This is a genomic window from Salinibacter ruber DSM 13855 (genome assembly GCF_000013045.1).
GTDB lineage: Bacteria > Bacteroidota > Rhodothermia > Rhodothermales > Salinibacteraceae > Salinibacter > Salinibacter ruber.
The window spans coordinates 1,375,030-1,401,190 of the sequence record NC_007677.1 but is presented as its reverse complement, the minus strand read 5'-3'; the positions used below and the strand labels follow the sequence as shown (position 1 = coordinate 1,401,190).

The 26,161-nt window shown below is 55.6% G+C and carries 25 protein-coding genes and 3 pseudogenes; 12 read left to right on the top strand and 16 right to left on the bottom strand.

Features of this window, described 5'->3' with window-relative positions; genetic code table 11:
* Positions 1 to 438: 438 nt before the first annotated feature.
* From SRU_RS05930 to SRU_RS05920, 3 genes are all read left to right on the top strand, one after another.
* Positions 439 to 2,190 carry a hypothetical protein gene (locus tag SRU_RS05930; protein ID WP_164923569.1) on the top strand — a complete coding sequence of 584 codons (1,752 nt, stop codon included), beginning with the start codon at positions 439 to 441 and terminating at the stop codon, positions 2,188 to 2,190.
* Positions 2,191 to 2,532: 342 nt separating this feature from the next.
* On the top strand, positions 2,533 to 3,456 hold the full coding sequence (locus tag SRU_RS15755; RefSeq protein ID WP_011403865.1) for a ribonuclease H family protein: 924 nt from the start codon (positions 2,533 to 2,535) through the stop codon (positions 3,454 to 3,456).
* Positions 3,457 to 3,657: 201 nt separating this feature from the next.
* Positions 3,658 to 4,131 carry a hypothetical protein gene (locus SRU_RS05920; protein WP_164923568.1) on the top strand — a complete coding sequence of 158 codons (474 nt, stop codon included), beginning with the start codon at positions 3,658 to 3,660 and terminating at the stop codon, positions 4,129 to 4,131.
* 142 nt (positions 4,132 to 4,273) lie between these two features.
* On the opposite strand, the pseudogene SRU_RS05915 reads toward SRU_RS05920, so the two are convergent.
* A pseudogene (locus SRU_RS05915) lies at positions 4,274 to 4,926 on the bottom strand (IS1 family transposase); the annotation flags it as partial.
* An 86-nt stretch (positions 4,927 to 5,012) separates the two neighbouring features.
* On the opposite strand from SRU_RS05915, the pseudogene rnhA reads away from it, so the two are divergent.
* From rnhA to SRU_RS05895, 4 genes and pseudogenes are all read left to right on the top strand, one after another.
* A pseudogene (gene rnhA / locus SRU_RS16025) lies at positions 5,013 to 5,114 on the top strand (ribonuclease HI); the annotation flags it as partial.
* A 159-nt stretch (positions 5,115 to 5,273) separates the two neighbouring features.
* Positions 5,274 to 5,729, top strand: a complete 456-nt coding sequence (locus SRU_RS05905) for a hypothetical protein (protein WP_164923567.1) — start codon at positions 5,274 to 5,276, stop codon at positions 5,727 to 5,729.
* Between the two features lie 256 nt (positions 5,730 to 5,985).
* Positions 5,986 to 6,351, top strand: coding sequence for a hypothetical protein (locus tag SRU_RS05900; RefSeq protein WP_164923566.1), 366 nt, complete (start codon positions 5,986 to 5,988; stop codon positions 6,349 to 6,351).
* Positions 6,352 to 6,403: 52 nt separating this feature from the next.
* On the top strand, positions 6,404 to 7,459 hold the full coding sequence (locus tag SRU_RS05895) for a DUF3883 domain-containing protein (RefSeq protein WP_164923565.1): 1,056 nt from the start codon (positions 6,404 to 6,406) through the stop codon (positions 7,457 to 7,459).
* A 161-nt stretch (positions 7,460 to 7,620) separates the two neighbouring features.
* Here the strand turns inward: SRU_RS05895 and SRU_RS05890 are convergent, their stop codons facing one another.
* From SRU_RS05890 to SRU_RS05875, 4 genes are all read right to left on the bottom strand, one after another.
* Complete coding sequence (locus SRU_RS05890) at positions 7,621 to 7,779, bottom strand: hypothetical protein (RefSeq protein ID WP_164923564.1); 159 nt, start codon at positions 7,777 to 7,779, stop codon at positions 7,621 to 7,623.
* Between the two features lie 58 nt (positions 7,780 to 7,837).
* The gene (locus SRU_RS05885; protein ID WP_011403862.1) at positions 7,838 to 8,419 is read right to left on the bottom strand and encodes an IS3 family transposase; all 582 of its coding nucleotides are present in this window, start codon (positions 8,417 to 8,419) and stop codon (positions 7,838 to 7,840) included.
* A 23-nt stretch (positions 8,420 to 8,442) separates the two neighbouring features.
* The gene (locus SRU_RS16020; protein WP_164923730.1) at positions 8,443 to 8,736 is read right to left on the bottom strand and encodes a transposase; all 294 of its coding nucleotides are present in this window, start codon (positions 8,734 to 8,736) and stop codon (positions 8,443 to 8,445) included.
* Positions 8,737 to 9,523: 787 nt separating this feature from the next.
* Complete coding sequence (locus SRU_RS05875; RefSeq protein ID WP_164923563.1) at positions 9,524 to 10,405, bottom strand: DUF6731 family protein; 882 nt, start codon at positions 10,403 to 10,405, stop codon at positions 9,524 to 9,526.
* A 49-nt stretch (positions 10,406 to 10,454) separates the two neighbouring features.
* Between SRU_RS05875 and SRU_RS15630 the strand changes: the two genes are divergently transcribed.
* Positions 10,455 to 10,670 carry an IS3 family transposase gene (locus tag SRU_RS15630; RefSeq protein ID WP_259084996.1) on the top strand — a complete coding sequence of 72 codons (216 nt, stop codon included), beginning with the start codon at positions 10,455 to 10,457 and terminating at the stop codon, positions 10,668 to 10,670.
* 186 nt (positions 10,671 to 10,856) lie between these two features.
* Here the strand turns inward: SRU_RS15630 and SRU_RS05865 are convergent, their stop codons facing one another.
* The 11 genes and pseudogenes from SRU_RS05865 to SRU_RS16010 form a co-directional block, all read right to left on the bottom strand.
* On the bottom strand, positions 10,857 to 11,507 hold the full coding sequence (locus SRU_RS05865) for an AAA family ATPase (protein ID WP_011403860.1): 651 nt from the start codon (positions 11,505 to 11,507) through the stop codon (positions 10,857 to 10,859).
* A gap of 414 nt (positions 11,508 to 11,921) precedes the next feature.
* On the bottom strand, positions 11,922 to 12,488 hold the full coding sequence (locus SRU_RS05860; protein WP_164923562.1) for an AAA family ATPase: 567 nt from the start codon (positions 12,486 to 12,488) through the stop codon (positions 11,922 to 11,924).
* A gap of 57 nt (positions 12,489 to 12,545) precedes the next feature.
* Positions 12,546 to 15,695: a type I restriction endonuclease subunit R gene (locus SRU_RS05855; RefSeq protein WP_011403859.1), complete on the bottom strand. Its 3,150-nt coding sequence runs from the start codon at positions 15,693 to 15,695 to the stop codon at positions 12,546 to 12,548.
* Between the two features lie 96 nt (positions 15,696 to 15,791).
* Complete coding sequence (locus tag SRU_RS05850; protein WP_011403858.1) at positions 15,792 to 16,820, bottom strand: DUF4268 domain-containing protein; 1,029 nt, start codon at positions 16,818 to 16,820, stop codon at positions 15,792 to 15,794.
* Positions 16,821 to 16,859: 39 nt separating this feature from the next.
* Positions 16,860 to 17,633, bottom strand: coding sequence for an RDD family protein (locus tag SRU_RS05845; protein ID WP_011403857.1), 774 nt, complete (start codon positions 17,631 to 17,633; stop codon positions 16,860 to 16,862).
* A 37-nt stretch (positions 17,634 to 17,670) separates the two neighbouring features.
* Positions 17,671 to 18,897 carry a restriction endonuclease subunit S gene (locus SRU_RS05840; protein WP_011403856.1) on the bottom strand — a complete coding sequence of 409 codons (1,227 nt, stop codon included), beginning with the start codon at positions 18,895 to 18,897 and terminating at the stop codon, positions 17,671 to 17,673.
* Positions 18,898 to 18,939: 42 nt separating this feature from the next.
* Positions 18,940 to 20,508: a type I restriction-modification system subunit M gene (locus SRU_RS05835; protein ID WP_011403855.1), complete on the bottom strand. Its 1,569-nt coding sequence runs from the start codon at positions 20,506 to 20,508 to the stop codon at positions 18,940 to 18,942.
* Positions 20,509 to 20,641: 133 nt separating this feature from the next.
* On the bottom strand, positions 20,642 to 20,908 hold the full coding sequence (locus SRU_RS05830; protein WP_011403854.1) for a hypothetical protein: 267 nt from the start codon (positions 20,906 to 20,908) through the stop codon (positions 20,642 to 20,644).
* 223 nt (positions 20,909 to 21,131) lie between these two features.
* Positions 21,132 to 21,476, bottom strand: coding sequence for a transposase (locus SRU_RS16015; protein ID WP_374982344.1), 345 nt, complete (start codon positions 21,474 to 21,476; stop codon positions 21,132 to 21,134).
* A gap of 189 nt (positions 21,477 to 21,665) precedes the next feature.
* Positions 21,666 to 21,815, bottom strand: coding sequence for a hypothetical protein (locus SRU_RS05820; RefSeq protein ID WP_164923560.1), 150 nt, complete (start codon positions 21,813 to 21,815; stop codon positions 21,666 to 21,668).
* 1,191 nt (positions 21,816 to 23,006) lie between these two features.
* Positions 23,007 to 23,096, bottom strand: a pseudogene (locus tag SRU_RS16010) (transposase); the annotation flags it as partial.
* Between the two features lie 818 nt (positions 23,097 to 23,914).
* Here SRU_RS16010 and SRU_RS05810 point away from each other — a divergent pair.
* From SRU_RS05810 to SRU_RS05795, 4 genes are all read left to right on the top strand, one after another.
* Complete coding sequence (locus SRU_RS05810; protein WP_164923559.1) at positions 23,915 to 24,571, top strand: hypothetical protein; 657 nt, start codon at positions 23,915 to 23,917, stop codon at positions 24,569 to 24,571.
* A 30-nt stretch (positions 24,572 to 24,601) separates the two neighbouring features.
* Complete coding sequence (locus tag SRU_RS05805; RefSeq protein ID WP_164923558.1) at positions 24,602 to 24,934, top strand: hypothetical protein; 333 nt, start codon at positions 24,602 to 24,604, stop codon at positions 24,932 to 24,934.
* 131 nt (positions 24,935 to 25,065) lie between these two features.
* A complete protein-coding gene (locus SRU_RS05800; protein ID WP_011403853.1) occupies positions 25,066 to 25,641 on the top strand; it encodes an antirestriction protein ArdA in 576 nt (191 codons plus the stop codon).
* Between the two features lie 62 nt (positions 25,642 to 25,703).
* Positions 25,704 to 26,114 (top strand): hypothetical protein, encoded by a 411-nt coding sequence (locus tag SRU_RS05795; protein WP_011403852.1) that lies wholly within the window; start codon positions 25,704 to 25,706, stop codon positions 26,112 to 26,114.
* The last annotated feature ends 47 nt before the right edge of the window (positions 26,115 to 26,161 follow it).

The window sequence follows — 26,161 nt, the reverse complement described above, 5'->3', positions numbered from 1 at the left end:
GATTGTTGATACAGCATCTTCGACCAAGCACCATTCAAACCGACTCGAAGCACCTGCCAGAAAGACTGCTTATCAATGCACGACGATCATCGATCCCCTTTAAGCGACACCGGCCACTCAACCGAGGACGTATCTCGCTGGCAACTCCCCGCATCCTTACCTCCCGCCAATCTACACCGTCCTGCCAGTAACACGGGTTCAGAGCTTTTAAATCCTGATCCTGAAGATACGTCTCATCCGGTTATACCTGTTTCTACTACTCGTACTTCCCCACCTTCTTCTACCAAGACACGGTATGCCACCCACTCCTCGAACGAAAGCTGTTCTTTGGGGCGGGCATATACCCCACATGGTATTTCAACATGGCATACCGAAAGAACGAAGCATAAAAGAGCAAGACGGGCCTTAGCGGAGGTTCAAGAGGGTCGAAGCCGACTCATGGCTACTTTTGGGGCGGAATTTTTGGACGAAACCGGTTGTGCAACCAGTGTAGAGGTCGTACGACTTTGGCGATATCGAAGCCGTCACGGGGATGAGAAAGGGCGTCTGACGATCCCGAACCTCATTTCCGAGGACCTCTACCGCGCAATCGACAGTCACCTGCCGCATGTAGCCCGCGACGAGACGCTTCGCCGGGCCTTGGTTTACCTTGGGTTGGTCGCCCGACCCGACGACCGCTCGGGATATCTGCCCTTCCACCAGCAGGCGGTCGCCCACATCCGCCAGGCCCCGAGCTTAGCGAGTAGGGGTGAGGCAAAAGTGTACCAGCTTGCTTGCCGCCTACAGGGTACGCTCAGAGAGGATACCGATGCAGATCCCCCGTTCGAGATCGTTAGTCACCGGAAAGGGAGAAACTGCACGCAGATACGCGACCTGAGCCTCCCGGCACCAGTAGAGCGAGCGTTCGAGGCAGAATGCGCTGAGGTGTTCATACAGGGAGACAAGGCAAACCTCCAGAAGTGGACCCTGGATCACCCAAGGCACCGCAGCGATCGGCGGAAGGACACCCGGCAGAAAGCCGATCGGACTACGCACCACCGGGACGTGCCCGTCCGCGTCCAGCAACTACAGCAGCGTCTCAACCAGCTGCCAAAGCAGCGTTTTACGCGACTGGTCAAGAGGGCGAAGTCCGAACTAGCCAGGCTAGCCCGCCAGCGCAAAAGCTCCACCGATGGACGCGGGATTCCGTACCAGAGCCAGTTGCGGACCATCGCAGATCGACCGAAACCGCTTTATAAGTTCACAAGCAGGACACTTCGCCTCACGCCCGCCGGCCCGAGTCTCGCTTCGCTGCCGACGGAGATGCGGCAGGCCGTGTTCGACGACTACCTGGAAGTCGACATGTCCTCTGCCCATTTGGCCCTAGCTGCCTCGTCGTGGGGCGACTTGGAAAATCTGCGGGACTTCCTCTCCTCGCCCGCCGATACCGCTAGTCTCGACGCCCGACAGTCGCAGGGCCCACAGCAACCACAGTCTGTTAACGCCGACTGGAAATCAATCGATAGGGACTGGTGGCACGAACTGACCGGATGGCTCAGCCGAGAGCTACCTGCCCACAGGTACAACCCCGAACAAGATTTTGAACAGGTAAAGAGTGTGCTCAAGGGCTTCACGTACGGTCTCTTCTTCGGCATGAGGAAGCAGAACCTACGCACACTCGGCACTCCATATGCGGACTCTACCGACCGCGCCGAGTACCTTGAATCAGCGAGGATGATGGTCAGGCTTTTCCTCGGTAACCGTTCGGAGCCGAAGAAGGCAGTGAGCAAGATTGGTGAGGCACTCTTCCGCCACCCACTCGTGGGCCAGCTCCTCCAGAAGCGCGAGGAGATCCTCAGTCGGATCGACACACAGGGCGGAATCGAGGACTGCTTTGGCCGACGCATCGAGACGAGCGACGAGCGGGACGCGAAAAGCGTGCTCGCGGAGCATATGCAGAACGCGGAGCTGCGGGTCATGCTACCAGTAGGAGAAGCTGTCCTGGAAGACGACGAACTGCGATTCGGCCTTTGGCAGCACGACGGCGTCACGATTAAACCAAAACGACACAAGTCCAGGAAGTATCGGAACACCTACGAGAAAGCCTGTGAGGCCCTCCAGAAGGGTTGCAGCGCACTATCCGCCCAGTTGGAGGGCCCTCCCATCGAAACCGACTTGACGGTGGACTATGGCTCTGAATTTCTGGAATAGCAGACAGCCTGCTCCCGCTCCGAATGGAACCTTTCGAAATTAGGGGAGGCACTGTGAGAGACTCGATAGTGACGGATCACTTTGACCTAGACCCGTCTTGATAAAACCTAAATTATGACAATTTGACAGTATACGTTTTCCATGCTGGGACAACCGGACATTAGATCCTCGCCTCCGCTCATCGCTTCTAACCTCGTTTAGTGGACCTGCATAACGGCGTTTGAAAAACGACTTCGGAGGAGGGAGTACTAGTCTCGGTTCACTACCAACCCTATATTTTCGCTCTCCTAAATTGACGAGGAGACATAGATCGATGGACACTAATAGGATACAGTTTATGATATGGCCGACATAGATGACATAGACCCAAACGAGTTAGATCCGAATACAATCCGTTTCAATGGACATGAACTTGGGGTGGTTACCGACCTTCCCGGCGGCGTTTGCCGGCTCGTTCTCAAGCCTGTCCACCAGCGGTACTCGACCCTCACGAAACTGGTCGATAAGCACGGCGGAACCGTCATCGATATCGAGAGGACTGCTTCCGAGGTCGAAGAGGAGATCATTCGGCTCGTCGGGCGTGAGCAGGAAACGACCGGTGGCGAGATTCCAGAACCCAGCGGTGGACAGCGGTACGAGGTGGCAGGTAACACCTATCCCATCAGAAAAGCTCTCAAGCAGATCGGATTCCGATGGGACGCCGAAGAGGAGATTTGGTACACCTGGGATCCGGAGAAATGGGACCAAGTGTTCGGTCCCGTGATCGCGATTCAGCAGACCAACCGACGAATCAAAATTCCCAAGTGCATCACCCCTTCTCTTATCCCATCCTCCACTCCTGAGGGTCGCTATCGCATCTCAACCGACGGGGCCTGCATCAGTAATCCGGGACCTGGCGGATGGGCCGCTGTCATCGTCCATGATGGAGAGGTTCGGCGCATCATGGGCCGAGTGGACGACACGACCAACAACCGTATGGAACTGTGGGCAATTGGAGAGGCCCTGTCTGAGATTCCAAGCGATTCGGAGGTCGAGATCCGTTCAGACTCCCGATACGCGATCAAAATTGCTTCGGGCGAATGGAATGCCAGTGAGAACCGTGCCCTCGTCGAAGCTGTCCGCAGGCAAGTCGACCGGCATGAAGTTGAGTGGACGAAAGTGGAGGGGCACTCCGGCGACCCAGAAAATGAGGAGGCTGATGATCTGGCCGAAGCAGCAGTTCGTGGCTTTCCGGAAGGACGCTCCTATTGTCCAGATGCTATCTGAGACATCGGTAGTGGTGCATATTTCAGGAGGACAGATCCATCGAGACTGGATTGATCGAACAGAGAGGAAGGATGAGGAAAAATAAAACGGTGGGCACGACCAGAGCTCTTCACTTCAGAACCACATACCCACCCAATCCATTCGTGAAATTCTGACATCAGTTATTTCGGTTGCTTCCCCCTCAACGCCCGATTCAGACTCATGGTCGTTTTTTTACTCTGGATAGCATTCAGCGCCGGAATTGCATATTTCGCGCGAGAAAGGGATAGAGGCCCGATCAAATGGTTTGCAATAGCCATATTGATAAGTCCACTCATTGCATTCATAACACTCGTTGTTTTGGAGAGCGAGTCGGATTTTTCACCTTCGTCAAACCAGGCACCTATTGATAGTTCGAGCGGACAACCAGAAGACACTGGTATTGAAGTGAAGAGAGTCGACCCCCTCACCGTAGACGAGTTCTCCGAGAAGGTGGGTAATTACAAAGAGCTCAGAGAGACCAATATGATAGACGAGGAAGAGTTCAAAGACGTGAAGTCGAGGCTTCTTGAGGGCCTAACCCATGGAATGGAGGGAGACAGTCCAGAGGAAGTTCTATTTGAGGTCAGAGAGATGCGAGACAACGGGATACTTTCGGAAGAGGATGTGCTTGAAATCAAGTCGGAGGTGCTTTAGCCTATCCCGAAGGGTAATGATATGCTCACCGTACGAGATAAGGCGATCGCTATCGGTTGGACATCATGAGCTTGTTCATTGTGCTACCCCGCGAACAGTTTCGTCGTCAGATAGAGCAATATTTCTGACTAAGGGCTGCTCACGTCCGCCTGAGGTATCAGGCCAACTTCTGCCGAAGTCGTCCGAAGAGTCTTTCGACGTGGGCCATCTCGCCACCGCACTTTCCGACCTGTTGATGGCCAGGATCGTTCTCAAACGCTGGGAGAAGCTGTCGCTTCAGGGGGCTTCCAGAAGTCGCTGAAGCTTTTGGCTTGGCGGTAACCTTCCGGAATTTGGCTCCAGAGCCGGGCGCAGGTTATGGCCGAACGGTCCCCGATCACGAACGCCACGACTTGTCGGGTCCTGCGACAGAGTTGGGCCTTGAGCCATCGTTTATTTGACCGTTTTCGGACATATGCGTAGCATTCATCGGGATCAAGGATATCGTTTCCTTCGGCCAGCTTGACCCCATCGATTAATGGATCGGCTTCGCGTCCCTTTTTCAAGCCATCGGTTTAAGGCGATAGCGACTGACTCAAAAGATGCGGCTAATCGCCCGTTCTGAATCGCGTTTGCAGTAGGTCCGAAGAATCTTCTCTTTCTCCTCTTCTGGGTAGCCTCGAGGTTCTAAAACCAAACACCTTGTGCGCCCCCCAATCCTTTCAATCTTGCTACTGGGAGCCACTAGCGCTGTGGCCGTTTTTCGACGACACAGGAGGAGCCGCATCCTCTGCACTCATAGGTCTCTTTGATCACCGGGCCGGATGTACTGATGAGCCAGACGCGGCTTGGTTCAAATAGAGAAGTTCACTACTTGTTGAGCCACTACCAAAAATCTCGTCAGAGCAGTCCACAGTCAGGTCGAAAAGCATTGTATCCAGTGGACAAAAGTAAAAGGGCGCTCCGGCGACTCAGAAAACGAGGAGGCTGATGATCTAGCATAAGCACTGATGATCTAGCATAAGCAAAGGCCCGCAGATGTCGGTGGAACTGTCGAACACCCAAATAATCATAGCTTTTTGGGACCTTCGTACATTTATTCTACCGTTTTTACAATTTGAATTTACTAACTAAATTTTTACTTGCAAACCCACACTAGGAGTATGATTCCAGCCCTTCTATTTTGGTTATCCTTGAGCGTAGCGATGGGTTACTACGCGAACCGAATGGATCGAGGCGCGATCAAGTGGTTTGCAATCTCCCTGCTCGTAAGTCCAGTATTGGGGTTCGCAGCAATTAATATAATCGAGAATGGAGTGGAACCTTCTCCACGGGCGGAGATGAACTGGAGACGACAGGGAGGCCACGACGGTGAAAGAGCTAATCCCTTGAGTATAGAGGAGTTCTCCAAAAAAGTACGAGACTACAAAGAGCTTCGAGAAACCGAAATGATAGACGAGGAAGAGTTCAGAGACGTGAAGAAAAGTCTCTTGAAACGTTTGATTCATGGAATAGAGGACGACAGTGTCGAAGAAGTCCTTTTCGAAGCCCGTGAAATGCGCGACAGTGGATCACTTTCGGAGGAGGACGTACATGAAATTAAGTCAATGGTCCTGTAGACCGTTCGGTCTGTCCGTCTCCGACCGTTTTTCTAACAGGCCGACTTGAAGAGCTGAGAAGCTGTTTTGCGGATAGATATTCAGCCGAGACACAGCGGGCGACGTGCACAAACGGGGCCCAGGCAACCCCTGTAGCAGCGCTACCGTGCGAGTGCCGAACCCGTTCTACGCATGATCTGCGAAGTCGCAGGCCACAGACATTCCGCTAAACAACTTCTGAGATTCACTCGATCCATTCTCTTAATCTACCAACGCCATGGGACTGAAAGACAAATGGAAAAATTTGAAGGAAAAGGCACCTGATGAAGTAGAGGAGAGTATGGAAAAGGCCGAAAAAAGTGCAGAGAAAGCAAAGGATAAGTATAAAGAAAACTTCTCAGAAGAGGCCCGCTCCAATATCGAGTCCGCTGCTGGCAAGGCGGCTGAAACCGTGCAGTCCGGTGTAGATCGAGCGAGCGAAAAGAAGCGAGAGCTTACCGGGGAGAAGCTCATCCAGGAGCTTCTTCAGCGCTTAGAAAAGCAGCAGGAATACAACGATCTGCTTGCCTCAAAGCTGGAGGGAGCCCTACATCGGATCGACAAACTTGAGGATGAAGTGGAGCAGCTCAGGAAAACACACTGACTTACGCTTTCTTCCTGAGCTGTTTCTTTGAAAAAGCTTCTCGGACTTCGGTATGCCTGAAACTACCATTGAAGAGTTTGCAGACAGGTACGACGCCGGAGACGCCGACGGTATCTTCCACCGGTGGAAGGCCGACGATCTGCTACATGGCTCGATAGGGCCGGGCGTCGTTCTGGCCGATCTCATTCACGAGGATGGACTGAATGATCAGGTCTCTGAAGAGCTGCGGGATGCCTTCCGAAATTTGACGAGTGGTGAGGTCCATTCATACCAGGAGGCGCGAGAACGCATCGCGGAAGCGCTCCGTGAAGGTGGGAGCGGCGTCAGTCAGCAATGGATCAGCACGATTAAGGGGCGAGTTGGAGAAAACCAGTTCCTGGAAGCCGCTTCCGAAGAGGTCGAAGGGAAGGTTCAGCTTGCTGAGTTAAGTGACCAGAAGGGATATGACATCGTGTATCAGCCCCCAGGCGGCGACACTCGGTACATCGATGTTAAGACATCCGGCGACCCGGACTATATCACGAGCGAGATGGCAGAAACACAGGCCGAGCTTGAGGCTAGTGAGATCACAACTCCGGACGGTGAGGTCGTTGCGGACATAGAGTTTGCTGTCCCATCGAACGTCTTTGAGGAGGTTCAGAGCCAGGCGGCAGAGCAAGGATTGGATCTGAATCTCATCCCTATCGATTCTCCCTCATGGCACGCTACGGAGATTGTTGAAGCTGGAGTTGACGCAGTAGGCCCCGAGGCTTTTGAGCATCTGTTCGAGGAGATCTTTGTCGGTACGCTCACAGCCAGTGCCCTTCATAGTATGAGGGAAGGCTTTCAGGTCTACAAGGGTGCAAAGAACACCCAGCAGGCCTTTGAGGACGCTGCTGAGGAAACAGCACTTTCCGGCGGAAGCTTGGGAGCTGGGTTTGTCGTAGAGTCGGCACTCCGGGAGGCTGCTCTTGTCGGCGAGCCGACCACTATGGCCATCACCTTCGGGTCTAGCATTGCCGTTCGAACCGTACTGGGTGATTTCGCGAAGCGTGCTGATCATGCTGAACTGGTCACTCATCAGAACGCTCGTCTCCGCAAAAACTTGGAGACACTCCAAAGCTTATGAGCTATCAGCTATCCGGATGCGTGCCCGAATTTTTGGGCCAGTTGAGCGACTATTTCAGGCTAAGACGCAGCAGCGATTTAAGGTTCTGATTCGTAAGCAAAGAGAGTTTGCCCGAGATGTTTTTGGGGTGGAATCTGCCCGATCGAGGAGTGCCCCCGCTCCTAGTTATAGCAGATGAACCGCTCGTCAAAGACGGTTCGCAGGGCCGGCAAGGACGAGGCTTCCGTGATCCGTGAGCCGACCTCACCCTTCGTCCGTCCCCAGAGCGACTCGATCCAGGGATTGCCTTTCGCCCCGCTTTCGGAGTAGCTGATGCGCATTTCGTCATCGAGGAGGATCGCCCGTAGCCACCGATAGCTGGTGTAGACGCTGCCTGGGTCATGATGAATGATCTTCCCGCCGAGCTTCTCGTCCAGGCTCGCCATCCGTTCGCGAACCTGCTTCCAGCAGCGCATGGCGAGCTTGCGATTCCCGCTCGGCCCGACCGCCCAACCCGGACCCGCAGAAGCTCTCCAGACGGGCCACGGCCATCAGGTACGCCTTGCGGTTTCCCTCCGCGTACGACAGCTCCGTAAAGTCGGTTGAAAAGGCCTCAAGCGGCCCCGGATCGAGGCCGGCTACAAGGTTGAGGTTCCCGGCAGCATCGCCGAGAATCTCCTGCACGGGTGAGGGGCTGTGCCCCGACACCTGACGGGCCAACCCCAACTCATGCTCGCTAAGAAGCCGTCTGAGCCGCTTATGGTTGACCGCCTGACCGGTGCGCTCCTCAAGCTCCGGCAGAATCCGGCGGTAGCCGTAGCTTGGGTGCTCGCCGATAATCTCACGAATGTGGTCCATCAGCTCTTGCTCTTCTTCGGAAGGCTCATCCGAGCGGTTCTTCCGGTAGTAGTAGGTGCTTTTCGGCAGATCAATCGCCTCAAGGCACCGGTTCAGTCCGTGTTCTTCTTTGTGCTGATCCACCAGGCGGACTTTTTCGGCGGTGGTCAGCTCTCGCCCAAAAAATTCTTCAGCAGGGCGATTTCGACTTCCTTCTGACCGACCATGCGTTCGAGTTTGGCGATTTTCTCCTTCTTCTCCTTCAACTCGTCGGAGCCGCCAAAGGCTCTGGAGCCGTTTTCTTTCAGCTTCGTCTTCCAGCCGGAGAGCGTAACAGGATGAACGTCGTAGGCCCTGGCGACCTCCGCGTCGGTTCCTTCGGACTGGAGCGCTTCGGGTACGACTTGGAGCTTAAATTCTCCGGCTGTAGGTGCGTTGTCCCATGGTGCGTATCGTTGGATTGGCTACGGTTCACAGGAAACCAAACGTCCTGCGTCTCAGCCTCAGTCTTAGTCGACCTGCCAGTCCAACTTTTCGGGCGCACCTCGAAGAGTCTTGCCGGCCTTCTGGCAGTCTTTGATCTCAAAGATTTTCAGGAAGTCGTTCCGGGTCTCATACGCCTGCTTTATTCTCGGGAAATGGTTCAGTGCCGCTTCAAATCCACGCCTCCATACAGGCCGTCAAGTGCTGACAAACGGAGGGCATTGATCGATGGCTAGTCGTGCGATGTGTATATCGAGCCGAGAAACTAGCAGAAGGCCTCAGTCCCGACAGATCTATCCTCGATAGCCTACTTGTTTCCTGAGTAGGGATGCAATCAAACTGGTCGCACGGTAGAAGCTAAGAAAGGCAGCAACTAGCAAACCAGCCTCAACGGCAAGAAAGATATCATACCAGCCTGCCGCTATCACACCCTGGGTCAACAGGCCTGTAATACTCGAGATGGCAAGAAGGACCCAATGGAAGATAGACCTCACAATGTAAGATATGAGGTCATCTAATGCCCCAGATCTTGATACCGACTTCAAATACGGTCTATCTGATAGAACGAAGAGAATTGAAAGGGCGGTAGATAGAAAACCTACTATCGTACCAGAGATTGCTGCAGCACTAGCGAGCACGCTAGAGATGTTTGAGGCAAGTGGGGTCTCGTTAACCGTAACATCCGTTAGTAGAAAAATGCCAATCAGGCATAGTCCGATTGTTGAACCAGTGAATACTGGATACGAGGACTCAATATTTTTTCTATTAAGAGCGAAGCTCACGGATTGCCCCTTGATTCCTGCGATAGCTCGCTTCCAAATTTTGGACCCGTGCCTGATACGGAAGAATCCTGAAGTTACCTGGCTCAACACTCATCTCGTCCCGAAAATGTTCTTCGACTAGCCGTATCTTTTCCGACTGATCATCCGGGCCTCTGCCATTTATCCTGATTTCTTCAGCCTCTATCTCCCCGTCAGGTGTAATAAACTCAGCAATGGAGTTGCGGATCGCGTCTAGGTCCAAATTTTCACTTCTCCACTGCCTGCCACAGGTAAATCGAATTTCCATTTTAGGAGCCTCTACGTGCTCTGCAAGACCTTCTATTTTTTGTTTTGCAGAATGCCCAGTGTTCTGAAGAGACGCCGCCGTACCCGTGTTTCCGATCTTCACAGAAAAGACGTGTGCTTTTTCTAACCGGTTAAGCCGATCCATTCCGTCTTGACGCATGTAGGGTAAGAGTTCAATATCTTGACTGGCATCGCTAAAAACATTGAAAAAAAATGCGAAACGAGATGGAGTAATACCGCGCCTGGTTGCCTGCAGCACCAAAGTGTTCAGCTGAGGGTCGTACAAAAAAGCCGTCCGGTACCCCATTCCTTCACCTTCAGAGAGCTTCACCGGCTCAAGGTCCCCTAATACTTCAGCTTTCGTCGCACCCCGCTCCATGTCAACTCGAACAATGTCGCCTTTATAGTACTGTCCGTCGTGTTCCAACTGGTAAGCCCAGTTCACATTTTCACCATCGTATACAAGCCGCTCCTCGCTATCCTCAGGATGCCCCAAAAGGTTTTCTAATGCATCTGACAAGTCCAGATTTGGGTCGGGAACGGAAACTCGGTAGTAGTCAAGCTTAACATTTCTAGCCATAGGGTAGCAGGGCAAAATAGCTTAAGAGAACCGAAAGTGATGACTCAGCATTGCGGGCAAGACCAAAGACTTCTCAGCGCGTAACCTGCAGGCCTCTCAGGCCTGCCCCACGCTCAAAACAGCAGCGAAGCGGGACTTTTTCCAGTACATCGAGGTGTGGTATAATCGAAAACGCCTCCACTCAGCGCTTGGATATGTGAGCCCGGTGGAGTTTGAAGCACAGCATCATCCCCCCAGGGAAACCTCCCTGGCGGCTGAAGGGTGATCAAAAACACCCGGACACTTGCCCTTTCTAAAGTGTCCGTTCGATCGGGGAAAGCTCAAGTCGTCATCTGGCGTTTTGCTCAGGTCCTCCGGCTTCTCGCGGAAGAGTTTGTGCAGGAACGGGAAGGTCGACGTGGGCCGTCAAAAACCGGTCATTGGGCATCGTGATGAGCGATGTTGAGCGGGATCAGTTCTCACTCCCGTACTTGAAGAGATCAACCATCAGGTCTGTGGCCTCATCGAAGAACCCACCGCCGAACGGTTCGCTTAGTTGGCCATGCTCGTCAATGAAAATAGACCGGACATCAGGCGTAGATGTGTCCGTGCTGTCCGTCGCGTCGACGTAGAGGACCGAGGCGCTGTCGGGATCACACCGGCCTTTCGCCACCAGGTATTGGAGACGCCGGACGAGGTACTCGCTGTGGGTCTCGACAAGCACCTGATGGCCGCTGCCAATGAGCTCCACCAGCAGGTCGGCAAGCCGGGACTGGAGGTTCGGGTGGAGGTTCGCTTCCGGTTCCTCCAAAAGCAAAACGCTGGAGGGATGTCCGACCGTGAGCTTCAGAATGAGGGGCAGGAGCTGCGCCGTCCCAGACCCAAGATCTGCCAGGTACCGGCGCCCTCCGTTCCGGCGAACCGACGCGGCATAGAGGTATGGAGCCACGGACTCGACGTCAAGGTCGGACCCAAGGTCAAAGACATCCAGCCATTCCTCCACGTCATCCTGGACCGTCGGATGTGCGTCTTGATGCTTTTCCAGAAGGGGAGTGAGCGGGTCTTGAGGGCCGTAGTACCGCTCCGGGCGGGCCTGGAAGGAAGGCAAGTGTGTCGAGTCCATGCGGTCGAAGCTGTCATTTATTTTTTTCGACTAGCGGAGACAAAACCGCCATTCGTGCCGCGTCCCACATATCTTCCTTGTTGGAGGGGAGCCATGCCGGACTGGACCCCACCCAATTCTCTAAAACGTCATGGGTGGGATGTATTCGAGGGGGGGTGGCTCTTCCTCCGAGTTGACGTCTGCACTCTCGGTCATACTGAGCTCAAACGGCCCAGCTGATAAATCGAGCGGGGACTTTTCGGTGTTGTGCTGCCGAGTCGTGCGTATCATATCGAAAATTAGACCGATCAGACTCGCATCGACGGTATAAGACTTCGATATCGTGCGCCGATATGGGCCAGTAGGACTGAACATTGTTTTCGGTCCGGAGGTCGTTTTGTCAGAGTCTTTCTTCCGGATTCCGGACTGCTCACCTCAAAGTAGTCCGAACCACAGTTCACTGGGCATGGCGTCATTATTGGACTCCTCACCCTCTTCCCGAGTGAGCCAGTCCAATGGATCTTGCGCGGGCTTCGCCGGCTCGGCGCCGACCTCATTTACGGGACCTACCTCGACACTTTTCGAAAGTATTCTCTGCTCGGCTGATCCTCGGTCTCCTGCCGGATGCAGAAACACGTCCCAACGCTTGAGCACGAATCCATTTCTGAACGGCACGAATATAGACTCAAGCGAGAGATCATCTGCGAGGTGAAAAGTTGGACCACCGGATTTTCCAGGACTTGAAGCCACCTCTGTTGAAATTCGTCTCCCCAGCGTCAGAGATTCTGGCTCCCGGTTGCATAACAGGTTTTCGAACCTGCGAAGTCTCCCGCGGCCCGATGTCAGATCCAGGCTGTGTCCATTCTTCGTCAGACGTACGAGGTCGAGTGCCGTGCTCTTGCCTGCGTTATTCGGGCCCACCAGCACCGTAAGAGAAGACAGTGGAAAACGCGTCTCGTCTCCAAACGCCTTGTAGTTCTCACAGCGAAGTTCGCGGAGCATTGAACTGGACCTGCTGTGATAAAAAGTAGAAGCGCGAATCTCCCCAGAGCGATGATATTATTCAGGCCAGTCCCCGTACAGCGATTCGGCCTGCTCCATAATTTCCTCCTGGACGGCCTGCATGTCGTCTCCATCCACCTCATTTCGGCGGAGAACGCGCTTGACGGCACTTCGGACTCCAGCCCGGACGTTCTCCCGGTGGGGCTTCGTCCAATCCACCTCCACGTTGCTCTTGACCACATCGACAATCTCCCGCACGAGGTCGCAGAGGAAGTCCATGTCGTAGACGTCCTCGCGGACCCCATCAATGGCATCGAGAAAAGCGATCTCCTCGTTGGAGAGATCATACTCCTCCATCCGGTCGTCTTCTTCCATCGCCTCCTTCTTGATCTCCACCAGCTCCTTCATCACCTCCGCCGCCGTGATGGCATTGCGGCGGTACTTCTCCAGGGTCTCCTCCAGAATCTCTTGGAGCGAGCGGTACTTCTCTAGGTTCTCCCGCTTTCGGACCTGGATCTCGTCTTGAAGGAGCTTCTCCAGGACCTTGATGCGCAGGTTCTCTCGCCCATCCCCCGACTTGAACTCCTCCAAGAACTCCTCATCGAGGATAGAAATATCGGGTTTGTCCAGGCCCGCAGCTTCGTAGATGTCGACCGCCTCCTCCGCGTCGATGCTGCGCTCGACGAGATCCCGGATGGCCGCGGCCCGGTCTTCATCTTCGTCTCGGCCATCACCGCCTCCGCCTTCCTTCGTCCGTTTGAGCTGGGTCCGCACGAACTGGTAGAAGGCGACCTCATCGGCATAGTCTTCGACTTCATCTCGGTGCTGGATGAGGCTGTGGGCCTTCCGGAGCCGCTTCTCCTTTTTGAGGAAGTCGTCCCGCCGGTCGTCGGTCTCTAAGTAAAAGTCGTACAGGCGCCCTACGAAGTCCTCGAAGTCGATCTTCGAGAGGTCCCGCCAGCCCGCGATGTCATCTTTATCGGTGCCGCCGGGGAGCGTCTCTCGAACCGCAGACAGGGCCTCCTCGAACTGCCCGAAGGCCGCCTCTTCGAGTTCCTCCGTCGGCTCGTCGAAGCCCTGGTCCGTGTAGCGCTTCGTGGCCTTCTTCAGCTCGGTCCCGATTCCGATGTAATCCACGACGAGGCCCGCGGGCTTGTCCCGGAAGACCCGGTTTACCCGGGCGATGGCCTGCATCAAGTTGTGCCCCTTCATCGGCTTGTCGATGTATAGGGTGTGGAGGCACGGGATGTTGGTGCCCGTGAGCCACATGTCGCAGACGATGGCCAGCTTGAGCTCGTCATCCGGGTCCTTGAACCGTTCCTTAAGCTGTCCCCGCTGCCGTTTGGTCGTGATGTGGCCTCGCTCGTTCCACTCCGGGGGATCCTCGGAGATGTTGCCCGTCATGACAACCTTGATCTTCCCCTGGTCGAGGGCCGGGTCATGCCAGCTCGGACGCTGGTCTACGATGGCCTCATACAAACCCACGCAGTTTTCCCGGCTCATCCCTACGATCATGCCCTTCCCCTCGATCGACTGGCAGCGCTTCTGAAAATGCTCGATCAGATCCTCTGCCAGCTGGGACTGCCGCTCGTCGGTGCCCGCGGCCTCTTCCATGGCCGACCACTTCTGCTTTTCGACCTCCACGTCCTCCCCCTCGGCAATCTCGCTGAGCTCCTCGTCGATGTTCTCGTTGGTGAGCTTCAGTTCGATGAGGCGGGGCTCGTACTGAATCCCAACGACGGCCCCGTCTTTCTTGGCCTGCTTCATGTCGTAGGAGTGGATGAGGTCGCCGAAGACCGCCGTGGTGTCCCGGTCATCCTCTGCAATCGGTGTCCCGGTGAAGCCGATAAACGACGCGTTGGGCAGGGCCTCGCGGAGGTACTTGGCGTAGCCGTAGGCGGTGAAGTGCTCTCCGGTTTCCTCGTCGTAGCGCACCTCCCCCTCGAAGCCGTACTGCGTACGGTGGGCTTCATCCGCAATGACGACGACATCGTCTCGGCCTGTGAGCTGGGGATGCTCGGTCTCCTCACCCTTCAGCTGAAACTTCTCGATGGTCGTAAAGACCACCTCCCCGCCCTCGGTTTGGAGCCGCTGCCGGAGGTCCTCGATGCCCTCGGCCTGGTGAACGGACCCGACGAGGGGCTTCGCTGCCACAAAGGCGTCGTAGAGCTGCTCATCAAGGTCATTGCGGTCCACCTCGATCAGGATGGTCGGGTTGCCTAGGCGCCGCCGCAGGATGCCGACCAGGAAGACCATCGATAGGCTCTTCCCTGCCCCTTGCGTGTGCCAGATGACCCCGATCTTTTGGTCCCCGCCCGGGCCGGTGGCTCGGAGGGTTTCCTCCACCGCCCGACGGACGCCGAAGAACTGGTGGTAGAGCGCCCCCTTCTTCCGGATGCCGCCCCCGACGGTCTCGTGAACGATAAAGTTGCGGACGTAACTCAAAAGCCGCTCCTTCGGGAAGAGGCCTTCAATCAGCGTGTCGATGCTTTGGCGCCGGTCGTCGGCAATCGTCTCCCCATCGGCGCTCATCCAGGGCTTGAACCACTCCCGGGAGGCGGAGTGGACACCTTGTAGGGTCTCCGTGCCGTCAGACAAGACGCAAAACGCGTTGAAGGAAAAGAGGCGACCGAGTTCCTGCTTGTAGTGTTGGAGCTGGTTGAACGCGTTTTCGACATCTACGTCCTCCCGGTAGGGATTTTTCAGCTCGAAGACGACCAGCGGCAGCCCGTTGACGTAGATGATCAGGTCCGGGCGGCGGTCATTGTCCCCGTGAATTGAGAGCTGTTGTACGACCCAGAAGTCGTTCTCCCCGGGACGCTCCCAGTCGATGGGGTAGACGTGCTCGTAAGCCTCCGTCCCATCGTCCTTCTCATAAGGAAGGTCAAACCCTTCGGTGATGAGCCGGTGGGCCTCCTTGTTACGCTGGGCTAGGCCAACTCCATCGGGACTGGCTACCGTCTGGACAGCTTGCGTGAGGGCCGTCTCATCGAGAAATGGGTATTGTGCCCGGAAAAACCGCCGGAGCGTGGGCCGGTGGACGACCTCCGTGTCCGGAAAGGTCTCGGGATCACGAAGATCTCGCCCGTGGACCGACCGGTAGCCAAGGTTCTCCAGGCGCTCGATGGTGGTCTCCTCGAACAGGTTCTCGTCAGGATCACCGAGAGGCTGTTCTTCCAGAAGTGCTATCTGCAGTTGGTCAGACATACTGGAGCGAGCAGAAAGCTGAGAGGAGGGGACGCTTCTAGCAGAGATGTCTACGTTGCAGGCCCAAAGTCAAGACCATGAGGGCACACTTCGTATTTATAAGTGGGTGGTCTCTGGATTTTCGTCTCGTACGTTGGCCTCCTGCATTGAAGACTCTTCTGTCTTTTCCGTCCAGTCGTCCGGGTTCGACTGCCTCAACCGAGGAGCAAAGGCACGGTGAAAGGCGTCTAACATCCCTGCAAGTTTGCGGTGCTGCTGGGGCCACGCTTCTCGATCAGTAGGGTTAGCCGGCCACTCGTAAGCAACAACAAATCGCTTCATGTCCGGCTTCGGCTGCCAATCAAGTTCTTTTCCAATTTCCTCCTCGATGGTCTCTCTATCCGCTTGAAGAAGATGGAAGAGAGGCTCAGCCTCTTCCTCATCGGTTAGCGTGAGTTCGACTGAAGTCTTTTCATTTCGAGAGCTAATGCGTGCAGTAAGACGGCATCTCGTGCGTCCTACCGCATAGCGAGCCCAGCTGTTGGGTCTGGGTGTTCGAGGTTGGACGCGACTCTCTCGACTCTCCAGACGTTCCTTTAGCGTAGCCCAGTATTCTCGACGGAGCTTATCGCTTTCACTTAACTCTTCACCCCTGGCCGCCGAGCTGACAGTCTCTGACCAGTCATTCGGCTTCGAGACAATGTTGAACTTCGGGGCAGGAGAGGAGTCCCCGATTTGCCAAAGCTCAATCTCCAAGCCAAAGAAGTTGATGTCCTCATCGGTAATCTTATTCAACCAGTCGAGGGCGCTTCGGTGCTGGTCTGAAAACTGACGGGCAACCCACACGATGGTGACGGCATCGAGACCCGCGGCATACGTCAAGAGCTGACCAAGATGAGGATGATCGGTTCGTTCCAGTTGGTTTTCGATCAGGACCCATTGATCATCTATGGTATCTTTGCAAAGCACATCCGCGTTGAAGGGCCCAACGCTCTTCTCTGTACTGTCAAGTTGTAGCTCGATTCCAATTGTGTCCCCGAGGAGGTTGAGATTCTTCTCCTGCGCAAGCCAGGGCGTAAAATCCCTTGCCTCATTCTCCCAGACAGATCGAAGGTCAAGCTTTTCGAGCGTTCCAAGGTCCGACATTGCTGAATCACTCTTGTGGAAAAGATTGAGACTGTCCGTTCAGGAGTTTTTAACAACAAGACACCCGGCCATCTTGTCATGCAAGGCCTGGTGCCTCTCCGTAAACGCGGCCATGATAAAGCCAAGCAGCAAGGGTGCTCCCGAGATAATTTTTCCGAAGTGCCGTCCGGAAGCCTTCCGAAATCCGATCCCGTCGTAGCCCATGTTCGCGTCCGTCACCTTCAATCCCATCAATTGCTTCCCAGGCGTAGCCTGTCGCTTTGAACTTTCAAACCCTGCGAAGTAAAACCAGGTCACCAGAGATCCAATTCCTCGTGTCAGAAGATCAGGATCCGCAGAGGAGTCCACAGAGAGTGCGACGGCTCCCAGAATGACAGACACGACGACAGTGATCAGTATATCGATCCCGTATGCTACCAGCCGGCTTCCAAAGCCTGCATAGGTAATGCCAACTGTCTTGGAGCCAACTCTATCGGTGGACTCTGCCGACAACGTCGCATCTCCGTCTGTGTGGATGTCGTCCTCTTGAGACGGAGAAGTGGGCTCGTCGGTCTCAGGTTTGGAATCCTGCTGTTTGGTTACCTGGCTATGCTCTTTCTTCGAGATTGGAGGGGGGGATGGGGATTTTTCGTCGTCGGGAAGCGGAGGTGGGCTTGGATGGATGTCCTCAACCTCAGAGGCAGTTTTCCAGTCCTCCATCCCTCTGCTCCACACGAGATTATCTAGGCCCAACTCACCGTTGTCAATCAAACCCTGAATTTCGTCTTTGGTAACGGGCCCATGCTTTTCGCCGTCGACGGCGTAATACCACATAGCAGACCACCAATCAGACAGAAGGTTCGGGAAATGCCTACGCGGACGCGTCGACAGCCTCGTCAGCCATTTCCTCAGCCGCCTCCACCTCGATCTCTCCCGAAATCAGCTTCGGGAGGAGGTAGTCGCGGGTTTCGGCGAGGGTTTGGTTTTCCGACGTGTTGGACCGGATGAGCTTAAAGAGCGGCTCTACTCGATTATGGAATTGGTCCATTCGGCTCTGATCGAAGTCCTCGAAGCCATACTCGCCAAGCAAATTCTCCTGGACCCGCTGTCGTCCGGAAGAGCCCGTCATCGTCGAGATGGCATACTCTCGGAACCGCTCATCACGGGCACAGCAGTAGACGAAGCAGGGGCTTGTGCCCTCTCGGGCCCGCATGACAGTGAACTCTGTAGATCCAAATGCCATCTCCCCGTCGTCAAGAAAATCGACGAAGGCGGTTTTCCCATTTTCTAGGCTCGGTGTGATCCGTGCCATGAGGGTGTCGTGGTTCACAAACCGCCGACCAGAGGTATATTCCTTCTTCCCATAGTCAGTGACGCTCATACGGTTGGGCTCGACATCGGCCATCCCCACGTAAGTCAGCACCTCATCGTCATCGGGCACTGGCATTCGGGGTTTGATTTCGACGAGCTCTTCAAGTCCGATGTCACCCCCCTCCACGCTCCCATCGAAGTAGTGATAGTACAGTGTCTGGGCCATCTCCTCCAGGGTCTCGTTCATCCGGCGGTTCAGCTCGATCTTGTCGTCGAGGGCCCCGAGGATGTTGGCGATTCGGTGTTGGATGGTGAGTGGTGGGACCTCAATCTCAATCTCCTTCAAATCCCTCACTGGAATCTGAGGTTGAGCTGAACCAGATGCATAGTTCTTCAGCCTTTTTTGAAAGCTGGAAGACTTCATTGTGTAGTAAAGAAACGAAGGGCTCAGACTTTCATCGTCTGATCGAAGTATCAGAAGTTGAGCATTTATTAGGCCCGTCTTATACTTTGGAGACTCAAAAAGAGCAACTTTACCAATGCTTCCGCGGGTAGTTATAAGTATGTCGTTGGGCCTAAGTCTACCTTTCTTTATTTCTTCAAACTTAGAAGGACTAACGAAATCCAAATCGTCAAGTCTTAGACCTTTCTTTGTCACATTTTTAGTGCTCAAGAATAGAAATCCCTCATCTTTCAGTTCATCCCTAGTCGGATACCGAGAAGAACGGTCACCGTCAATAAAATCGACTGGTAGATCATCAAGGATCCTCCTAATCCATTTCGCCATAGTACAAGAGAGTGGTTAGTATTGCTCGGTAGATGGGCTTAATTACAGTAGGTCAGCTAACTGCTTCTCTATTTGACTTTGCAGCCGCTCCGATTCAGCAAACTGATCCTCCAGTTCATCGACGAGTTGGGGCATCTTCACCTCAAAGGGCACCCGGTCCCCATCGTCGTCCTCGAAGCCGACGTAGAGTCCCGGTGTGAGCTTGTAGTCGTTCGATCGAACTTCCTCCAGTGAGGCCACACCGGAAAAGCCCGGCTCTTCCTCGACCTTTTCATCGGGCATCCGGAAGTTGCGGTATGCTGTCTCCAGCCGTCCAATCTCGTCGTCGGTAAGGACTCGCTTGGCCCGCTCGGGAAGCTCCCCCATATCTCGGCCGTCGAGAAAAAGAATTTCGTCGGACCGCTCCCGCTCCCCGTTGGAGCCATCCCGGTTTCGGGAGAGAAACCAGAGGCACGCCGGAATCCCGGTGCCGAAAAAGAGCTTATCGGGGAGCTGCACGATGCAGTCCACAAACCTCTCGTCGACGAGGGCCTTTCGGACCGGTTCCTCATTCGTGAGGCTCGTCGTCATCGACCCGTTGGCCATCACGTACCCCGCCGTGCCGCCGTCCTCCAGGTGATGCAGGAAGTGCATCATCCACATGTAATTGGCATTGGAGTCCGTGGGCTGGAGGCGACGGTCGCCCACCTGGAGGCGCGGGTCATCGCCCGGAATCTCGTCTGCGCCCCAACTCCGGATGTTAAACGGCGGATTGGCGATCACGTAGTCCGCCTTCAAGCCCTCATGCTTGTCGTTCAAAAGGGAGTCTCCAGATTCCAAGTCCCCCTGCAAGTCGTGCATGAGCAGGTTCATCTTGCAGAGGCGGAGGTTTTGGTCGACGCTCTCCTGCCCATAGAACGACAGGCTCTCTTTGTCATCGGTGAACTCGGCGGCCTGTACGAACATCCCGCCAGACCCACATGCCGGATCAAAGATCTTCGAGCCATCCTCCGGCTCTAGCATGGCCACCAGCGCCTGGACCACCGATCGCGGGGTGAAGAACTCCCCACCTTTCGAGCCTTCGGTATCGGCAAAGTTGGTGATAAAGTACTCGTAGACTCGGCCTAGAACATCGGCCTGCTGCTTGCCCTGGCCGGTGAAGATGTCCCGGGAGAACAGGTTGATCAGGTTGGCAAGGTTTTCCTGGGTCAAGTTGCTCCCGGCATACATCGGTGGAAGGACGCCTTCTAGGTCGTCGTAGCGCTGCTGCAACAGCTCCATTGCGCGATCGACCTTCACCTTGATGTCGTCGTCCTGGGCGTGCTCGACGAGGTAGTCCCAGCGGGCTTCTTCTGGAATCAGAAACGCCCCTTCCTGACGGTACTCATCTACTTCTCTCAGGTCTTCCTCGACGTAGTATGAGTCCGGATCTTCGGCTTTTTCCTCCAGCTCCTCCCGGCGCTCCTCGTAGCGGAGAGACAGGTACCGGAGGAAGAGAAGCGGCAGGACATAGTTCTTGTAGTTCGCCGGAGCGATGGTGCCCCGGAGATCCACGGCGGCCTCCCAGAGCTCGTCTTCGATTTCGAGGTCGGCGTGGAGCTTCCGGCCAAAGAGATTCTGCTGTTCGCTCATGCAACAAGTGTGAGTGTAGTTCAGCGGAGAGTTGAGCGCGTTTCGAACGTAAAACCAACCGGGCGGAGATGCAGACCCGATCGGATGAATCAGAGGCTCTCTGGACTGTGGAACCGTATGCGAAACTGAGTCCTCACCCCCTCTCTGCGTCCCGCAAAGCCCCGGCACACGATTCCAGCTGGGCAGCGATGTGGAGCACCTGCTCACGGGGAGTCGGTAACTCAGAGGAATCCATGTCCACGTCGATCTCATCTCCGTCCAAGCGGTGGCGCACGGCCTCCAGGTTTCCGTGGCATTCCACAAGCACGTCCATAACGGCCTGGGCGGCTTCCGAGAGGGAGACCTCTGTATCGTCGTCGGGTGTACTGTCGCCGGAGACGGGGTTGTCGGTTTCGATCATCGTTTTATGAGTATGAGCAAACCTCAGTCGCGGGTTGAATCACACAGTTTCGATGATTCCGGCGCGCTCCATGTCAAAATCTAAGATCTTCAGCAACAGGCTCGCCTGTGGGCCACGCCATGACCTGGAGTAGACCCGATCCGCAAACCGGCGCCACAGCCCTGAGAAGCTACTTTCGATGCGCTGGCGGACCTGACTGACGGTGGAGAGGCCTTCTTTTTTCTCATCGGATGGCACCCGCGCGTAGAGTCTGGGCCTGGCCGCACGGCCAGTCGAAGGTCTCTTTTCCGCTGTAGCCCTGGTCGCCGAGAAGTATTCCTTCCGCAGTAGAAAGAGCGAGAGCCCGAACAACCCAACGGTCATCCCAACTGCGACGGCCATCCCAATTGCCAGGAAGAGGTATTGCCGTGAGCACTGCGCCAGTGGGCTGATGAATGAGGGCATGCACCTGAAATCCGAAAAACCACCCTTTAGCTGACCGTCCGAAATAGGCCCCGTCTTCTCCCGGAAGCCTCACTCGACCGTGCCGAACCGGCTGGCAGAGCGGAATGGGAAACGAATCAACCACGTAGAGTCGCTTCAGGGTTTTGGCGGCTGCTTGCAGAGCCGCAGCCCTGACCAACCGACCAACCAAATCCGTCAGTCGGTTCAAACGGCGGACCCATTGCTTGTAGCCGGGACGCGTTGGAAACGCCTCTGGGGCGTTCTTTGAGACAAGCTGGTAGGTTCGTTTGAGCGTATCGGTTTAAAAGTACCCCTACATCAACGCAATCGTGATGACTTCAGCGTCGGTAAAGGCCGGATCATCATTGTTCGAGCGCCGCCAGTTTACTGATCCAGAATGGGCCTTCAAGTAGTCATCAACGAACACATAGCATTCGACAAGTCGGTGTTTTAGGTTGTCCATGGCCGCCGGAGCGAGTCGGTGATGGATAAAGCGGTCACTTCATCCTACACACCGAGCGCTTCGACGGCCAACTTTTATTCAACCCGTGACTGGCGTCAACTCAAACAGAAGAGCCTCGGCTGATCTAGCCGAGGCCCACTGTATCTATCGATGTATGAAAGCGCAGGGGGTCACTAGTTCTCCCTGACTAATATTTGGATTGCCCTTCCAAGGCTAGCCGTACCTATTATGGAAAGGATTGCCGCCTTGACTTTGGGCGGTAGCTTTTCAATTGCTTGCCGTGCCGTCTCTCCGCTCTCGATTGCTGTCTTTAGAATACGAATGTGGTTATCGCTTAAAGTAGACGCGAGGGTTGAGGCTTTAATTTGACTCATGGAGTCGAAACGTGGGAAGTTTGAATCAGCGTTTCGAAGCGCTCAGTCAGCTGGATGCAATGCTTATTCAAATTTCGACTGAGGTTCTTCAAATATGGATTCGGTGTAAATGGTTCCCAAGAAGATTAATAAAAATGAAGAGTGACTATTAGACACCAAAATCTACGATTCCCCCTCGTGCTTCACCAAGAGGGTGAAGTCCTCCTTGAGCTGTCTCTCCTTCCACGTTTTTAGGTTCTCTCATTCGGTAAACTCCACATGATCGGTGTCTAGGCTGCGTCTGATAATTATCGGTTCAGGTATTTCCGGGCGAACGCCCAGAGCACCATGGCTTGAAGCTGTCGCTTCGGTGTGACTCGCTTTCTTTTCACATAGGCCACCAGGCGGCGGCGCTCCTTGAGGTGTCCAATACAGCGCTCAGCCGTATTTCAGTCGCGGTACCTCTGGTCATTGCAGGTTGGCGGGCGTCCGGGTCCCCCACGGAGGCCTTGGCGGGCTGGGATAGCCGACTCGATGCCTTTGCCAGTGAGCCAGTGTCGGATCCAGGCGGCATCGCAGGCTCGATCGCCAGCGACGGCGTCTGGGCGCTTCCGGGGCCGTACCCGGGACCGAGGTATCGATACTTCGCCTGTAAGGTCGGTGAAGAAGGCTGATTCGTGGCGTTGTCTGGCCGACAGGATGGCCCCAAGCGGAAGGCCTTGCCGGTCTCGGGGCAGGTAGACCAGAGGTTGAGAACCCACCTCGCAGGACCGACAGGTCCATAGCCGAGCGCCGGGCCTACACCTTCGTCTCGCCCGGTTCGGGCCCCTTTGTGTCACCCATCGGTCCGCCAGCGTCGGAAGCGGTCATGGGCGGCCCACCAACTGCCGTACCGCTCAGGCATGTCTCGCCAGGGAGCGCCGGAGCGCTTTGGACTAGAAGATGCCGCCCGTGACCTTGCGGTGATCGTTGCAGGGACAACCGCGGCCTTCGACCTCTGGAAGAAGAGGTTCGATACGTTCGTATTGCTTATCAGTGAGCCAACAGCGACAGCTTCCAGCGGCGTCGAGGCATAACAGAACGCCCTGATCAGTCCGGTAGACTGTGCAACCCGTTCATACAGGCTTTTTATCAGACAGTGCCTAGCTCTGGAGCATCCCGGTGAGGGGGAGAGGGTACAAGATGAAATGAGGGGTTGGTGTCTCGGGCTTTCTCTTCGATGCCTCGCGTCAGTTCCTCCAGGGCACCAGAAGAAACGGGAGAGTTGCTTCGGTCAGTCATAAGGGGTTGCGGTTGAGGTCAGCTAGAGCGTCGAATATAGGTCCTTTTCAGATCGGATGGAGCGAGCTCTTCCCCTGTAGACGACCGATTTATCCGCTCTCAGGGGAGTCGCTCAGAGGGGTCCGTCTAAATAGGAGGGTTGTAAGACAGCTCGGCTCGGTCTATCCAGCCGGATCAGTTACACAATTATCGGGACACAACCAACCGGAGCCCCCTCACTTCCTCTAGGCCCCGCAAATTTCCCGCAGATTTAGGCACAATGGTTATGGCGCGGTGAGGTCTTAACCAGCAAGCCGGAGCGGCGCGACCGCCGTATCTTTGTCGATCTCGCCTGCGCATCGGCCCGTGACCTGTTTCCCGTAGCTGTCCCACCTGGGACAACTTTCCCTGACTCAGCGGAAGCAGGTTCCCTGCCGAGAGCACTCCTCTACCTGTCATGTTCTCCCGAATTGCTCTTGCTCTACTATGCCTAAACCAAAGTCTTCTACTGAATCGAGCTCATCCACTACGAAGGTTTCGGGGAACGCCCCGACCGACGATCCGCCCATCCTGGACCTGAATCTAGATGGCCGTACGTACGAGCGTCTCCCCGTTCTGGAATGCGACGAGACGCTTTCGCGGCTCATCACGGGACCGAATAGTTCCTGTAGTGCCCTCTACCTGTGGCGGTCCGAATATAGCCGTTCCTACGTCATCATCGCCCGATGCCAGCAAGCCGGACTGGATTGGCTTGCCGACCTGGGCGTGATGGACGGCCATCGGGTGCCTCCTGAAGACGAGAAAGAAGAGATGGCCGAATACGGCCATGTCCGCGACGCTATCCGCCTCGGAAACGCCAGCGAACCGTTCCGCCTGGACTATTGCCGCATCCGACGGGCGTATCTCTCGGATGTCGATTGCTTTCGAGAGCGACTCATGTTCGGCCATGACGGATGGATGCACGTATGGGAAAACAATCCGCACAATGGCAAAGCGCCGTACCGAGACGTGATTCTAAAGCTTGGAGAACGCTTTCAGGTTGAAGAGTCGTGGTCGCCCCAGGGCATGGGCCACCTCAGCGATGAGCGCCTTCAGGAGCTTGCTGAGCGGCGCGTGTGGCATCTTGTCGATAACCACTGCTAACGTCTTCACTTTCATGATCATCTTCCTTCCATGATTACCCCTTCTTCCCCCATGATTATCCCTCCTGAAGACGAGGAAGAACAACGACGGCTCTTTGCGTGGAGCGCACGGCAAGGCTTTGGGCCAAACAAATCAGGCATCCGTGAAGACATTTACGAAGCCTATCATCAGCGCGCGATCGAATCCATAAGCGTTCTCGCAGGGATCAGAGACCCCTCCTCCGGCTGGAACGGAAGCAGGCGCGAAGTTCGCGTCCGTGATGGCACGGTTCAGGCGAGCAGGCCCGGAAAGGGCAATCCCTGGCTTGATGTCATCGGCGCTCGCCTGTTTGCCCGCCATGGCCGCCGCGCAATCTACTACTGACTAGCTGCGGTACTGACATACTGCGGAAGACGCCTCCATTCTGAATTCCCTGTTGCCGCCACTCCTGCCAAAACGGAGGGCGGGTTTTTCTATGCCTGATCGCATTAACACGACTAAACAGCGTAACTCCTATGTCTGATTTCCCTGAGCCGAAGATCTACGTCGCGGACTTGGCGGCCTACAACGCCGGCCACCTGCGAGGCGAGTGGCTTTGCCTGAGCAGCTACCAAAACGCCGAACACCTTCGCCATGCTATATCGTCCCTCCTCGAAACCTGGGATGAGGAGCCCCTAAGCGGCGTCTGTGGACCGATAGAGGAGTTTCGAATCGACGACTACGAGGGCATTCCCTCTGCCCTCATTCCCCGTCACGGCGGAATTGACACCGAGAACGTCATGGCATACGTCCGGCTCCGTGACCTGGAAGATACAGGCGCGGCGAAGGCTTTCATCGAAGCCGAGTTCCACTGCGAAACGCCACCAGAAGAGTGGCCCCGTGCATTCCAGGAACGCTACCTCGGGACGTTCTCCAGCCTGGAAGAGTGGGCTCGTCGCTACCTCGAATCGACAGGTTTCTTCTCGGGTGTGCCTGAGGCGATGGCCAGGTATTTTGACTTCGAGGCCTACGCCCAAGACGCACGCCTCGGCGGCGACGTGGTCTTGGTCGACTCCGGCGTCGACACGAAGCACGTCTTCCTCGGCCACTAAATCGCGCCTTCAGTCTCAACAGACTTACCCATCCGAACCTCTCACGAAAGCACCTTTCCAGTATGATTCCCTACGAGTTCAACAAGCCGTCGGGCGAACGGAGGGACTGGCATTCGGTCTCTCCGGGGAAGCGCCCGCATACGCCAATCATCGACCTCCATCGGCTTTTGCACCGCGAGTTGGGAAAAAGGAACTGGCGGGCCGACGCCAGTGAGATTCTTTCCCGCACAGCGAAGTCGCGCCTCGTAAGGGCGCTCTGGCCCGGCGGCCCGGTCTACAGGCGGTCAGGATGGGCCTTCGACTTCCAACCAGCCTTCCGGCGGTTTGTCGTCCTGGCCGGCCCGGGAGGCGTTCATCTCGTCTACGCCCCGGATCCGCGCTCCATCAAAAAGCACTACTACCTCCACACGATCGAGAAGGTGCACCAGATCACAAACGAGGTGGCCGAGGAGTATCGGGCCGTCCGTGCCTGAGTGACCACGCCTGTATCTCCTCTACCCGAAAAGTGAGGTCGCACTGC

Bases quoted from the DNA above. Each gene is read 5' to 3' on its own strand.
- SRU_RS05930 (WP_164923569.1), top strand. From the start codon at position 439: ATGGCTACTTTTGGGGCGGAATTTTTGGACGAAACCGGTTGTGCAACC.
- SRU_RS15755 (WP_011403865.1), top strand. From the start codon at position 2,533: ATGGCCGACATAGATGACATAGACCCAAACGAGTTAGATCCGAATACA.
- SRU_RS05920 (WP_164923568.1), top strand. From the start codon at position 3,658: ATGGTCGTTTTTTTACTCTGGATAGCATTCAGCGCCGGAATTGCATAT.
- SRU_RS05905 (WP_164923567.1), top strand. From the start codon at position 5,274: ATGATTCCAGCCCTTCTATTTTGGTTATCCTTGAGCGTAGCGATGGGT.
- SRU_RS05900 (WP_164923566.1), top strand. From the start codon at position 5,986: ATGGGACTGAAAGACAAATGGAAAAATTTGAAGGAAAAGGCACCTGAT.
- SRU_RS05895 (WP_164923565.1), top strand. From the start codon at position 6,404: ATGCCTGAAACTACCATTGAAGAGTTTGCAGACAGGTACGACGCCGGA.
- SRU_RS05890 (WP_164923564.1), bottom strand. From the start codon at position 7,779: ATGCGCATCAGCTACTCCGAAAGCGGGGCGAAAGGCAATCCCTGGATC.
- SRU_RS05875 (WP_164923563.1), bottom strand. From the start codon at position 10,405: ATGGCTAGAAATGTTAAGCTTGACTACTACCGAGTTTCCGTTCCCGAC.
- SRU_RS05865 (WP_011403860.1), bottom strand. From the start codon at position 11,507: ATGGACTCGACACACTTGCCTTCCTTCCAGGCCCGCCCGGAGCGGTAC.
- SRU_RS05860 (WP_164923562.1), bottom strand. From the start codon at position 12,488: ATGCTCCGCGAACTTCGCTGTGAGAACTACAAGGCGTTTGGAGACGAG.
- SRU_RS05855 (WP_011403859.1), bottom strand. From the start codon at position 15,695: ATGTCTGACCAACTGCAGATAGCACTTCTGGAAGAACAGCCTCTCGGT.
- SRU_RS05850 (WP_011403858.1), bottom strand. From the start codon at position 16,820: ATGTCGGACCTTGGAACGCTCGAAAAGCTTGACCTTCGATCTGTCTGG.
- SRU_RS05845 (WP_011403857.1), bottom strand. From the start codon at position 17,633: ATGTGGTATTACGCCGTCGACGGCGAAAAGCATGGGCCCGTTACCAAA.
- SRU_RS05840 (WP_011403856.1), bottom strand. From the start codon at position 18,897: ATGGCGAAATGGATTAGGAGGATCCTTGATGATCTACCAGTCGATTTT.
- SRU_RS05835 (WP_011403855.1), bottom strand. From the start codon at position 20,508: ATGAGCGAACAGCAGAATCTCTTTGGCCGGAAGCTCCACGCCGACCTC.
- SRU_RS05830 (WP_011403854.1), bottom strand. From the start codon at position 20,908: ATGATCGAAACCGACAACCCCGTCTCCGGCGACAGTACACCCGACGAC.
- SRU_RS05820 (WP_164923560.1), bottom strand. From the start codon at position 21,815: ATGGACAACCTAAAACACCGACTTGTCGAATGCTATGTGTTCGTTGAT.
- SRU_RS05810 (WP_164923559.1), top strand. From the start codon at position 23,915: ATGCCTAAACCAAAGTCTTCTACTGAATCGAGCTCATCCACTACGAAG.
- SRU_RS05805 (WP_164923558.1), top strand. From the start codon at position 24,602: ATGATTACCCCTTCTTCCCCCATGATTATCCCTCCTGAAGACGAGGAA.
- SRU_RS05800 (WP_011403853.1), top strand. From the start codon at position 25,066: ATGTCTGATTTCCCTGAGCCGAAGATCTACGTCGCGGACTTGGCGGCC.
- SRU_RS05795 (WP_011403852.1), top strand. From the start codon at position 25,704: ATGATTCCCTACGAGTTCAACAAGCCGTCGGGCGAACGGAGGGACTGG.